This is a genomic window from Nesterenkonia sandarakina, assembly GCF_003003175.1.
In the GTDB taxonomy this organism is placed as follows: Bacteria; Actinomycetota; Actinomycetes; order Actinomycetales; family Micrococcaceae; genus Nesterenkonia; species Nesterenkonia sandarakina_A.
Genome location: NZ_PVTY01000031.1, coordinates 1 through 12693, shown reverse-complemented (window position 1 = coordinate 12693; position 12693 = coordinate 1). Strand labels below are relative to the sequence as shown.

Annotated in this window: 10 protein-coding genes; 4 read left to right on the top strand and 6 right to left on the bottom strand. The window is 62.8% G+C overall.

The window, feature by feature from the left end:
- Positions 1-318 precede the first annotated feature (318 nt).
- From BCL67_RS14440 to BCL67_RS14425, 4 genes are read left to right on the top strand one after another with little or no spacing between them, the layout of a single operon-like run.
- Entirely contained in the window at positions 319-711 is a 393-nt protein-coding gene (locus tag BCL67_RS14440) for a plasmid mobilization protein (RefSeq protein WP_181256041.1), read from the top strand.
- Entirely contained in the window at positions 708-2300 is a 1593-nt protein-coding gene (locus BCL67_RS14435; RefSeq protein WP_106124107.1) for a relaxase/mobilization nuclease domain-containing protein, read from the top strand. Before BCL67_RS14440 ends, BCL67_RS14435 begins: the two co-directional genes overlap by 4 nt.
- A 33-nt stretch (positions 2301-2333) precedes the next feature.
- Positions 2334-3524 carry a hypothetical protein gene (locus BCL67_RS14430; protein ID WP_106124106.1) on the top strand — a complete coding sequence of 397 codons (1191 nt, stop codon included), beginning with the start codon at positions 2334-2336 and terminating at the stop codon, positions 3522-3524.
- On the top strand, positions 3521-3976 hold the full coding sequence (locus BCL67_RS14425) for a DUF4913 domain-containing protein (RefSeq protein ID WP_106124105.1): 456 nt from the start codon (positions 3521-3523) through the stop codon (positions 3974-3976). The genes BCL67_RS14430 and BCL67_RS14425 overlap by 4 nt, the downstream gene beginning before the upstream one ends.
- A gap of 71 nt (positions 3977-4047) precedes the next feature.
- Here the strand turns inward: BCL67_RS14425 and BCL67_RS14420 are convergent, their stop codons facing one another.
- From BCL67_RS14420 to BCL67_RS14395, 6 genes are all read right to left on the bottom strand, one after another.
- The gene (locus BCL67_RS14420; RefSeq protein WP_106124104.1) at positions 4048-4986 is read right to left on the bottom strand and encodes a hypothetical protein; all 939 of its coding nucleotides are present in this window, start codon (positions 4984-4986) and stop codon (positions 4048-4050) included.
- A gap of 131 nt (positions 4987-5117) precedes the next feature.
- Positions 5118-6848 (bottom strand): type IV secretory system conjugative DNA transfer family protein, encoded by a 1731-nt coding sequence (locus tag BCL67_RS14415; RefSeq protein ID WP_106124103.1) that lies wholly within the window; start codon positions 6846-6848, stop codon positions 5118-5120.
- Entirely contained in the window at positions 6845-8479 is a 1635-nt protein-coding gene (locus BCL67_RS14410) for a hypothetical protein (protein WP_106124109.1), read from the bottom strand. The genes BCL67_RS14415 and BCL67_RS14410 overlap by 4 nt, the downstream gene beginning before the upstream one ends.
- A gap of 23 nt (positions 8480-8502) precedes the next feature.
- A complete protein-coding gene (locus BCL67_RS14405; protein WP_106124102.1) occupies positions 8503-10014 on the bottom strand; it encodes an SCO6880 family protein in 1512 nt (503 codons plus the stop codon).
- Complete coding sequence (locus BCL67_RS15275) at positions 10011-11768, bottom strand: hypothetical protein (protein WP_146131195.1); 1758 nt, start codon at positions 11766-11768, stop codon at positions 10011-10013. The genes BCL67_RS14405 and BCL67_RS15275 overlap by 4 nt, the downstream gene beginning before the upstream one ends.
- A gap of 5 nt (positions 11769-11773) precedes the next feature.
- On the bottom strand, positions 11774-12496 hold the full coding sequence (locus BCL67_RS14395; protein ID WP_106124100.1) for a hypothetical protein: 723 nt from the start codon (positions 12494-12496) through the stop codon (positions 11774-11776).
- Positions 12497-12693: the final 197 nt, after the last annotated feature.

Below are 12693 nucleotides of genomic sequence, written 5' to 3'. Positions count from 1 at the left end.
AATACCGGAGGGATTGAGCGAAGCGATTGAGTGAGGATATGCCGCGAAAGCCGGTCGGAAGGCTTGACCGGTTCTGCGCAGCCCGTAAGCTTCCCCCGCGAAAAGAACGCTTGTCTTTTCAGGTCCGCACGTTCACACCCAGAAAGACCAACAGAAGGTGTCCCGGACGGAGCAAGCTATAGAGTTAGCATAGCTAACTCGGTTGCGTCCCTTGTCGCTGCGCTGGGCCGGTGGCAGACTAGAAGGAAGTTCATTTCTAGTGGTCGCTGCACTGGGCCAGGAGATCAAAGACGGGCGGTGCGTTTCATGGCAGGTCGGATGCGTCAGGCCAACGTAGAAGGTGGCCGCAAGATCCCTCGCCAGGTGAAGCTCACCGAGTTCGAGGACAACGCGCTGTACTTCGCAGCGCAGCGCGCGGGTATGACCCCGGCACGATTCTTGAAGGAATCCGCGCTGTCTTATGAGCGCGGAATGTCAGTGACCGAACGGCACACAGTGGTCAAAGAGCTGTTTCTTTTGAAGCGGTCACTGGCAGCCATCGGAACGAACATCAACCAGCTTGCGAAGTGGGCCAACGTTGAGGAATCGCTAAACGCGGAGATCTCAGCAGAGCTGCATTCCTCACTGGCGTACCTGAATCGGCTCATGGGCGAGATCAGCGAGAACACAGCGCAGCTCGCCGTGTCCTCGGAAGAAGCTGACGCGTCATGATGCCGAACATCACGCGCGGTGGACGGATGGCCGGCCTCGTCGTGTACCTCTCTGGTCCCGGCCGCGCCAACGAGCACACTAACCCGCAGCTCATCGCCGGCGATGAACTGGTGACGTTCGCCGTTCCCACGGGTAAGACACTGAGCACCGATGACGCGCTAGATATCGCTAATGTCCTGGATGAACCGCGCAAGATGCACGGGACTCAGATTCAGGCCCCTGTGCGTGAATACGACGAGGAACAGGGCCAGTACGTCACCACTGGGAAGAAGGACGCTCACGTCTGGCACTGCTCACTGTCGTTGAAGGAGAACGAGGGTGAGCTAAGCGCGGAGAAGTGGGCCGAGATCGCTCACGATTTCGTGGAGCGTATGGGGTTCAAAGACCCGGACGGGGAGAAGACTTCCCGGTGGGCTGCCATCCATCACGGCGCGTCGAAGAACGGCAACGACCACATACACATCGCAGTGCAGTTGGTGCGCGAGGATGGCACCAAAGCCGGGGTTCACAACGACTTCAAGCGCGCCCAGCAGGCCAGCAACGAGATCGAGAAGAAGCACAATCTCGTGGTGCTGGCATCGCGTGAACATGAGTACGGAATCTCAGGGGATAAGCCCGCCGAGGTCGCCCGGGCACACAGCCAAGGGACGACGGTCACTGACCGCGCCGAGCTGCGCCGCCGAGCCCGCGCGTGCCTGGCCACTGCCTCATCGCAGGGCGAGTACATCAAGCACCTTCACGATATGGGCGTCCACGTTCAACCACGCTTCGCCAAGGGCGACGGAACCAAGATCGAAGGATACCGGCTGGCACTGCCCTCCACCCCGAAAGAGCAGGGCGGGGACGGGCGGCAGATCTGGTACTCACCCTCGAAGCTGGATAAGTCTCTCGCGTGGCCACGAGTCGAGGAACGCTTCGGGGACGCCGGCCAGCGCGAGGCAGTGACCCTCATGCACCAGATCCGAGACAAAACAGTTGCGCAGCCACAGACGATCTCGAAGCTGCACGATCTTAGCCCCGCCGCCTATGACAAGCTCATTTCCGGCAAGGTCGGGCCGGATACGATGGCGAACATCTATGCCCGTGTGTCCTTGACCGTGGAGAAATCCAAGCACGGCCCGAGCGCGCAGCTCTCCGATAATTTCTCCCGAGTCGCATGGAGTATGCGCCACTACGAATTGCCCCCGGAAGTGCTCTACAAGCAGCGCAACACGCAGCAGGGAACCACCCGGGGAATCGGCCAAGCACGCCAGCAATGGCGGCTGGCTACCCAGGCCGGCAAGCGTGATCCGATCAAGGGCTGGCTAGCTATCCTGCAACAAGCTAACCGGGTCTCCCGCGTGCTCACGACCACGAACCTCAACCGCGAACGGGCGCAGCTCGCGATAGCCGCTCACAAGGGCATCGACGCGGCCGAGACGATCCGCACGCAGCGCCACGCAGAGTTGAGCGCGAAGAAGGCCGGCAGCACCCCGAGCAAGGGGCCGAACACGCTGCACCCATTGACCTACACGGAACGGACGAAGGGCACCGGCCGCGACGAGCCGCAGCGTGGAGCCAAAGGCACGGATAAGGGTTACGAACGGTAGACCCGCATACCCAACCGAGAAGGAAGCAGCGTCATGGCTGAGAACGAGGAATCAGAGATATTCGGTGACATGGGGCGGATACTTCAAGCCGCCGCAGGAGCCTCACTACAGACCGCCGAGCAGCGCGCACGCATCAATCAGGCCAGGGACGATCAAGCGGCCCGCAGCGTGGCCGCGCAGCACTCCGCAGACCAGAACGTGGCCCGGAACATCAAGCAGGATTTCCACGACCGGGACTTCTGGCGGACCGCCACCCCCGAATCGGTGGTGGACCGGCTCACGGTCGCCCGGTCACTCGCCGCGAAGCACCCTGAAGCCTCATCGGCGTACATGCGCGGGGTCGATGTGATCCGCAAGGATTATGACCTCAATATCAGCCAGATCGGCCGCGATCACACCGACTTAGGCGAATACCGCACGGTGGCCACAGCCGAGCTTGAAAAGGCATTCAGCAAGGCTGACACCGCAGCGGCCCAGGCCCACGCGCAGAAGGAAGCTCAACAGGACTTCCAGGCCCAAGCGGCCCAGGCGTCAGCCCTGGAACGCGAGGTATACCGCAACGAGTTCTGGCAGTCCGCGGGCTCAGAATCCATCGCTGACCGCGTGACGGTTGCGCAGCAGCTTTCGGCCGATCACCCGGCCGCGCAGACCGCCTACCTTCATGCCTCAGACGTTCTCAGGACGAACTACGGGATCAATATCGAGGATATGAATCGCGATCATCCCACCAGCCCCGAGGACCGTCAGGCAGCCCTACGGGAAGCACTTGATGATTACTTCGCGCGCAACCAGCTCGAATCCGAGCAGCAGGGCGCAGCGGCCTCAGCAGAGAACGAAGCAGAGGCCGGCAACGAGCCCGAGGCAGCCGCAGAGGAGTCCCGCGCCGAGTCCCTGGGAGCTGACGCAGACCGCGCAGCAGAGTCAGAGTCTGCGAACCTCGCAGAAGCCGACAAGGCCGGCGCGGAGGTCCACCAGGACCAAGAACACACCCGCGCCGAAGAGGCCACCGGAGGACGGCAGCCACAGCCTTACAGCCGCACCAGTGACGCCGAGCTAGCCAAGGTCGCCAGCGTCGATCCCTCAGCCGCCGAGGCGCGGAAGATCACCGCGCCTAACGCGTCGAGGCCCGCGCACGGGGCAGGGATCAAGCCCTACCGCACTGGCAAGGCCGGCCCGAAGGTCAGCCAGGCCGGCCGAGTCCAAGAAGTGGAGGTCACCCGATGAGCCTGAGCGCCCTAGAAGAGACTGTGACCGAGGACGACGAGCTAGGCACAGACCCCGAGCCCGACACCGAATCAGACGGCGACGACGAGACGGTAGAGAAGTATTTTGCCAACGCTGAGGAATGGGTCAATGAGTGGATGATCCCGCACTTCCGCCGTGACGTGCGCAGCAGGAAATGGGCTCCCCACTGGTTCCGCTACCCCGAGGCCGTGACAGTCTTTGAAGGTTTGTGGGATCTCTGGGAATCAGCACGAGCCGAGAGCCCCGGCGCAGTGGCCGAATACATGCGGGTCCAGTTCTACCCGCTGATGGATATCATCACCGGCCCAGATGGCCCGTTCTGGGCCTATGACGAGGCGTTGAACAAGCGCCAGCCGCCGGAGAACTGGAAGACCGAGAAAGCGCCCGAGGGCATGTTCCGCGACCGGGACCACCCCGACGAACAGGCGTAGCCGGCATCCAGCAGAGGCGTGGCCCCGGGGAAACCCCCGGGGCCACAGTCATGAGAGGCGGTTCGGCGGCGTCAGAATGAGTTCCCGAGTCCTGAGATCAGCGGTGAAAGCGCCAACAGCTTGAGCGCGGCTTCGTGTCCAAGTCTGCTAGCGAACCCACCCAAGAGGTTGTTCTTGAGAGTCTCGAAATCGGCGGCATTGCCGGACTTTGCCACCTCTTCTAGCTGGGTGATCTGCCCCAGCACTTCCTCGCGTTCTGACTCTGAAACCGGCGCTGAGTGCGCCAGCTCCCTCAGCTCTTGGAAGTGCTGATGAATCTCGGAGCCAACGTTCTCCACGTGAGCTGAGTTGTTGGCTCCGAACTGTGCTGCGCCAAAAGTGCCACCGCTGATGTTGATGTGAGTGTTGAATGTTCTCTCTGCCGGGGAGGAATCCCCCCGCAATCCAGGAACATGATGCTCAGTGTTGGATGCTGTCTCGGCCGGGGAGGAACCCACCCGCAACCCGGGAACATAGTGCTCTTCCCGCTCGTCCTCACCAGATGCCGTGATTTCGAGACGTAGGAGCCCTGCTCCGTGGGACTCTTCAGCCTTGATATGGCCTTGTTGGTGGAGCAGTTTCGCCGCAGCGTGAATCTCGTCCTCTGTGAAAGCTCGTTCTAAAACGGGGTCACGGAAGGAGTCTTCAAACGCATCCTCAGCTCCCGGCAGGGAGCCGAACCGCTCCCGGGGGATCGCGTGCAGGATCTCGTACGCTGCGCTGTAGACGGGGTACTTAGCGGTTGAACGACGTGCCTGGCGGCTGCCCTCCGTCGATAGAGACCAATCGGGGTAACCGCCCAGGGTCTTTTCACCGGGTCTTAGCCAACCCAGCTTGTCCATCTCTGCGCGGGCAAATTCTTCTTCGTCCGGTGGCATCACTTGGTGCGGCACCGCCGCTACCGGGATCACCTCGCGGACCTGTTGGTTCAGCCAAAGCAGGTTGCGATAGGCGTAGATCGTGACGGACATTGGCAGTCCTCCTTGATAGTCCCGGCGGTGGGCCTTCACTGTTCTTTCAGCCTACAGACGCCCTCGGACGTGGCACCGGCAGCAGTGTGGCCCCGGGGGAACACCCGGGGCCACACACTCAGGTTTTGCGCTTAGACGGACTGGCGGTTGAACTCGCGCAGCCCTTCGTAGTACTCCTGGGATTCCTTCACCCGCGCCGCGTGTTCGGTCTCGGAGAAGTGCCGCAGCTTCAACAGCGCCGGCCGATGACCAGAGCTGAACATCAGCGCCCGGAACCGGGGCATAGCCCCAATGTCGGCTTCATCGAAGATCTGCTCCCGCTGCACTGAGGTTGAGGTCGAGCGGCCGCGTGATTGAGTGCTCACGCTGCGCTTGACCACATCACGCGGCCCCACTTGGCGAGAGAGGAAGCTGCCGAACTGAGCTTCTGAGAGACCCGAGCCGGCCACCCGGATATTCGCAGCAGACCAGAGTTTGCTCATCCCTTCCTTGCCGAATGCTTCCTCCCCTTGGACGAAGCTTTGGAAGAAGGTCGAGACGACGATCCCGCGCGACCCATAGTGGGAATACAGGTCGGGCAGCTCGCGCCAGCGGACCACGTTCGCTGTCTCATCGAGAACAGCCATCAGCGGCGTCTTGAGACGCCCCCCGTGGGTCGAGGCGTACTTCTCTGCCGAGGATAGGACCGCCATCGCCAGCGCGGCCGTGATGGCCCGCGCAGAGCCTCCACCCTCACGCGAGATCAAATACAGCGTGTCCGTGGTGGCGTGGAAGTTCCGGTGATCGAACTCCACTTGCCCGGGCACCCCGCTATCGCGCAGCCACGGGATCACCTTGTCACTGCCAAGGACCGAGATCCACGGGCGCATCGTGCCATAGATACCGTCACGCTGCTTCGGTGTGATCCCCTGAATGCGGCTCAGACCTTCGGCAATCTGGACTTTCCCGCCCTGTTCCAGCGCCCGCACCGGGGCAGGGTCATCCGGGTCATTCGCCCAGTTGTAGACCTCATCGACGCTGACTTCTGCCACGGCCGCAGCCAGCAGCAGGTAGGAGAGCAGCCGTTTACCGTCTGACTCGAAATACCCGTCAGCCGGCCGCGCGGCCGAGGTCGCTGAGGACACGAAGGTGTCGGCCAGTTTCTCCGCCGATTCAATGTCCTCTACGAAGCTCAGCGGGTTCCAGAACCAGGACGGAGATTCACCGATGATGCCCTGCACATCGTGAACCCAGACCTGCCCGCGCATCATGCGCGGCCGGCGGGTCAGGTCCACAATGTCAGGCTTATTCGACGTGGCCACCACAGGCCCGTTGGTTTCGAGGATCTGAGGCACGCACACGTTCTGCGTCTTGCCACCACGGGGACCGATCACCCAGACCTGCACCCACTCCCACGAGGCGCGCATGACCTTGTTGTTGATCACCAGCCGGCCAAGTGGCGGGCCGATACTCGCCCCGGTGGCCCCGAGCTTTTCCGCGTCAGCCGTCGCAGCCTTCTCGAAAAACTCTTCATGATCCTTCGGCCGAGACATAGACCGGGCCAGCCGGTCCGCCCACGTCGATTTCTTCCGCTGCCGCAGCGCGGCCACGACGATCAGCCCCGTCAGCCCGAGCACGACGAGCAGCATTGCCGTAAACACGGCAATCTGCAGAATGGTCACCGGCAGAGCCCCGGTCGCTTGCCCGGAAATGATCGTGATCGGGTCTGTCGCGGCCGCTGGGCCGGTGATGGAGGAATCCAGCAGAGCAGCGCCCCACCAGCCCACGACGACCACCAGAACGAACGCGAGCAGCCCGCCGAGGATCATCCACCCGGTTTCCCCGGACCCCGGCTGATTCCTTCTCCCGGCGCGGTTGCTCATACCAAGCCCCCGTCTAGCGCGGAGTCCTCAGCAGAGCCGTTGTTCTTCCACGCTTGGTTGGTGTCCGTCACGGCGATCTCTGCCTCTACCTGGATCACCTTGAACGGAATCCCGGGCCGCTTACCCGTTTTGAGGATGAATTTGCCGGTGTGCGGCCGGCGTTCAGAGCCCATTCCGCCACCAGAGTCATCGGTCCAGTCCGTGATCCACGACTTCTCTGTGTTCGAGAGCGCGAACACGGTCTCTAGGTTTCCCATCTCGTCGGGCGCGAGCCCGCCGAGGAACACCATTTCTGAGCGGTTCACGAACCCCCACGCCACGTCGGTCAGCGTCTCGGAAGAGAGCTTCAAGTCATTCATGGTGTGAGTAATCATGATCTGACCGATGCCGCGACCACGGTTCAGCCGCGTCAGGGAGTCCACGAAGTACACCATCTGTTCCGAGGCGCGCAGCACCTTCCACAGCTCATCCATCACCAAGAGGTAATGCTTCGGCGGTATCCCGAGATCCGTGGTCACGATCTTCTCGGTGGCCACGGTGACGGTGCCGAGGTTCCAGCACAACGACTGCACAGCGGCCATGAGAACGGTGTCGTTCTCATTGACCCCGGACACATCGAAGACCACCGGCTTACCGGGGATGATGTGCGCCGACGTCGGCCGAGAGAACAGGTTGCCGTAGAGCCCATCAGGCCCCATCGAGATCAGCGCATCCAAGAGGCCCTGCACGCGGGAGTCATAGGCGTTCTCGTCCTCGTGGGTCAGGGTCAGAGTCCGCAGCGTGGCCGGCCGGGACTGAATGAACTTGGTCAGATCCGGGATCAGCGCCGGGGTAGTCAGTTCTGGGTCTAGCGTGCGGATCGCGTGAGAAAGAATCGTGGTCTCGTGCGGTTCCAGGCTGCGCCGCGCGAACATGGCCACGAGCCCACTCATCAACGAAAGCTGCTGAGTGCGCAGATCGTTGAGCCCTTCTTCCCGGGCATTCGCGTTCTTCACGTCCGCCAGCGCGGCCGCGAAGGCCGACATATCCATAGGGTTAATATGCGCCCGCCCCGGAGCGAACTCGATCACCTGGCCATCGGCAGCCCGAATGAGGTCCACATAATCGGGCCGAGCGTCAGAGAGCGCCATAGGGATGATGCCCCAATCCAACAGGACCGCGACCATGCGCTTAACCAGCGAGGACTTCCCCAGGCCCGGTTGCCCCAGCACGAACGCCGAAGGGTTACGGATCAGCTCAGATGTGAACCAGGAAATCGGATCAGCACAGACCAGGGACCGGCGCCGCAAATCCACGCCCAGCGGAGCGCCAACGAGATCCACCCCTGAGCCCGCGATAAAGGGCCAGTAGCCGCAGAGCTGAACCGTCGTGCCCTGTAGCTCATAGGGACGTTCCACGAAGCCCACAGGCCCGCCACCGGGCCTGTTCCAGCCCGTAGATCCCGGCCGCGTCAGACTTTCTTTGCGATCCGACTGGATCTGCGCGAACACCCGCCGAAGCCCGGTGACCGGCTTCGCCGTCTGTCGAGCTCGACGGTCCTCCCGTTCCAATCGGGCGGCATCTTTCTTGGAGAGCACCAGGCCCGAGGCTTCCGCCTGGCTGTGTTCCCTGGTTTTGCGTGGACTCATCATCAACACCCCTTCAGGTGTGTGGTTTAGGAGAAGAAGTCTTGAATCTCGTCATTGAGCAGCATGTGATCGGGCAGCACCATCCCCAGCGGCAAGCCCGCCTGGAACGTCACCGCCTGATTCGCCAGTGCTTTACGAACGCGCAGACGCGTTCTCGAGAACAGGGCCGGCACTTCCTTATCCAGCCGGCGGAACTGCTCGGGATCAGTCACCGAGACGGTGACGATGGTCCCGAACCGGGCCACACCGGCCCCCATCGTTTCCTCCTGTGCGGATTTCAGCGCCGCCTTCTGCCGCTGCGCAGCCCGGACTGAGACCCGCTGCTGAGATCCACCGAAGGTCGCTTCTTTGATCTCGCGCTGCACGAGATCCGTGGTCCGGTCGATGGAAACCGGACGATAGAGCAGGGTCACGCGCTTACGGAGCACCCCTGGCATCGGCTCTAGGAGCCGGCGCAGAGAATCATGGGTGAATGTGCCGCGCGGTTCCTCATAGAGCGTCCAGGACGAGGAATAGGCCCTGTCGTGCTTGTAGTAGTTGAAGAGATCCGCAGCGTAGGACGGGCCGGCATCTTCCCACCGCAGGTTCGTCCCGCCCTCCATCTGCGCTTCTTCAACGGCCGGCGCAGTCTGAGGATCATAGGCAACGCGGGTGAAGTCGATGATCTCCTGAGCCCCGCACGCCTGGACGACGCCGGCCCCGGTGGAATGCAGACCGGCGAGGATTCCCGGGAGCCGATCGCCAATGTCGATCGCCATTTCATCGCGGCCCCGATCGCGGTTCGCCTCGAAGGCTTTACCGTCGAAAGTCACCGTGAGCCGCACCGTCATTTCCGGTGCGCCGTGGTCATACTCATCAGCGATTCCGTCAGTGACCATGCGAGCAAACTCAGGGCCACCATCAGCCCGGTTATGGGAGAGCAGCCGGCGCAGTCGCAGCCCGGTATCGGGCGCAGATTCAATCGTGACCGAGGCACCGCGGATTCCGTCATCTTGGCCGCGAGCTTGGAGCCAGCCGCCCCAGTGGGACACCTGCCGCTTGACCGCTTCCTCATCCACGAGAGCATCGCCATCTGGGCGCGCCTCGATCACCACGGAGTAGTTATAAGCTCCCCGGCCGGTGATGCGCAGCAGCCCGAAGGGCTGCCCGGCGCTATCAAGGTGTTCTGAGAGTTCGGTATCAGCCATCAGCCCGGGAAGGCGTGTGACGCCATCCGGTGTCTGGCCCGTGGGACCAGACACATAGAGGTGCTTGCCGGCACGTTCTTTACGTCGTTGCGCGATTTTCAGCATGGTTCTCCCATAGATCGAGCGGCCTTGCCGCTTGGTGACCACCAACAGCACAGCGCCGAGTACCCCGACACCGATCACCACGCCGGCAGCAGCCGCGCGGCCCGTGGCCATCAAAACGATGGCCACCAAAATGAACGGAACCCCCGCCAGTGAGACACCGAGGGAGAGCCCCAGGATGCCGGTGCGCTGAGGGTGGCGAAGGTTGCCATAGACCCCGGGGATAACCCCAGATGTTGAATCGCTCATGCGCCACTCTCCCCGTCGTCGCCTTCAACGGCATTGTTAATCTGTGCCCCGGAGGCAGTGCCGGTATCAATGACGTTCTTCAATTGCTGCGTCTTGGCAGCACCAGATCCTCGCGTTTTTCCGGTGCTGGAACCGGAATCACTGCCGGTGTTCTGTGAGGCACCGGAAGCGGCTGCGCCGCCACCTGAGCCGCTGTGTCCGTCGCTGGAATCACCAGAGGATTCAGCGCCGCCAGGAGTGCCGGCGTCCACACCAGCACCACCAGATCCGCCGGCACCCTCAGAGCCACCGCCGGACCCGCCACCAGAGGAATCAGACCCCCCACCGGAAGCCGAAGCCCCGGCAGGAGTCGAAGCACCCTGACCACCACCGGACGATCCTCCCGAGGAAGCACCACCAGCAGCAGAACCACCCTCAGCAGCGCCGCCGCCATCAGCCCCGCCAGATTCAGCGCCACCGGCTGCACCGCCAGCCCCGGATTCACCGGAACCACCGTCACCGCCAGCAGAATCAGAGCCCGAGTCGCTATCGGAAGGAGTAGCGCCGCCCGGTGTAGAACCAGCAGCACCGCCCCCAGATCCCCCGTCACCAGCACCAGCAGATCCGGCACCACCGGAGGCCCCGGCCCCTTGGCCACCGGCCGCGCCGGATGATCCACCCCCAGCAGCGCTCGCGCCGGCAGCACCGGCACCAGCCGATCCGCCACCGGCTGTACCCGCAGCGCCCGCGCCACCGCCGGCAGCTGCGCCGCCTCCACCGGCAGCAGCAGCGCCGCCCCCTGCCACAGCAGGAGCGGCAGCGCCGCCCGAGGCACCGATGACCGCTGCGCCGGCCGCGACCGTGGCCGCGCCCGCGATAGCTGCGCCACCGCCAAAGGCAGCAGCGCCCATCGCCGCAGCAGGGGCAATGAACTTGATCAGCGCCGGCAGCGCGAGGCCGGCCAGCGCGAGAATGAGCATCCCGGTCATGGCAGATGCGTAATTTTGCAGCTCGCCGCCGAGTCCCTCGATCTCTGAATCCTGGGTCATCATGCGCAGCCCCAGCGCGTAGATCCCGGCCGCGACTGGCTTGAAGAGCAGCAGCGCGATCATCCAGGAGTTGATCTTCTGAAACGCCTGTTTACCCGAGACCGAGCCGGTAGAGGCAGCCACCACCGGCAGGAACGCGAGTAGGACCAAGATCCCCACATCGCGGAAGATCATCAGCAAGAAATTCATAATCGCGCCGAAGAACATCAGCAGGGAGACGATCAGAAACACGCCGATGTTCTGGCCCATATCCCCGACAGGGCTGGCAAGCACTTCTAGGTTCGCGTCACCGTCAGTCGCTCGATCTAGCAGCCATTCCGCTGTGCCGTCACCAGCAGCGATCAGCGCCCCGATGGCCACCGCGTAAACGCCCGTGACCACGATCAGCGTCACTATCGGCGCGAACGCGGTGATGATCTTCTTGAAGTCCATGCTCAGGACCATCCGGCCCAGGCCAAACAAGAAACCGATGATGGCGAACGCGGCGATGTAGTACCCCATGTCCGCTTGCAGAGACGCCACCGCAGGGTTATCAAGATCAGGCCCCGGAGCGTTCATCCACCAAGTGGAGATCATTTCCAGGAATGCCACAGCACCGTTCGCAAGGCCCTGCGCGACAGCCTCTAGAGCATCATTTGCAGCATTGCCGGCAAGGTCGCCGAGCCCTTCCTTGCCCTTGCAGATGAACTGCCACGGCTGACACTCTTCCTCTTCTCCCGCAGCCATTAGGTCTACCGCCACTCCGTGTAGTCGCTGGTGTTCTCGATAACCTCAACCGACGGCTCACCACCCGCGAGATCAAGACGCCAGTCGTTGGCCTCTTCGTCCCACACGAGATCGAACACAAACACCAGATCGGCTGAACCATCAGGGGCAGCGCCCCACATTTCGACTGTGGCTTCTTCGTCGCTGGAATCAACGATGCGGAAGCCTCGAATGAGAGCGGCCACGTTCTCCCGCGACTGCTGCAAGTCATCCGGCATCGCGGCACGTGCCCCAGGACTATCTATCGCGGCGTCAAGGTGACCACCCAGGGTGAGGCTGGCGTAAAGGTGTGGTGCTGCGAATGCAGCACCAGCCGGGGTCTGGGAAAAGCAGCGCCAGAAACCGTCCTCCTGGACGGCTGGCCCGTGCTCTTCCGAGACGGGGAGGGCGAATTCCTCAACCCCGTCAAAGTCCTCCCACTCGAACTCTGGTGCCTCAGTGGGGAACGCGCTATCGGCCTCCATATCCTCACACTGAGAGACTTCACCGGCCGGTTCCTCGTCGTCTGGCTCCACCGGCTCAGGAGCCGGTGAATCGGTGTTCTGCGCTGCTGGCTCCTCGTCGGGCTCATCATCTGAGCCGGTGGGAATCGTGAGCAGACCCACCACCACGACGACAACCGCGATCAGCAGTCCCGCCCCCCAAAAGATCCAGGAGCGCCCGCCGCTCTGCTTCTGTGTACGTGCCATATCGGTTCCCCGTCTCCGTCGTGGCTAGAGCGTTCTTAGATGAACACTCGGATGATTGCTGCCGCCGCCACGGCGAGGATGCAGACGATGATAGAGATCACCAGGCCCTTGAAGCCGTTGATCTCGCGTCCGGTGAAGGACGCGAACGCGAGGAAGCCGGCCGAGGCGAGGAAGCCGGCGAGGCCGAGCATGATCAC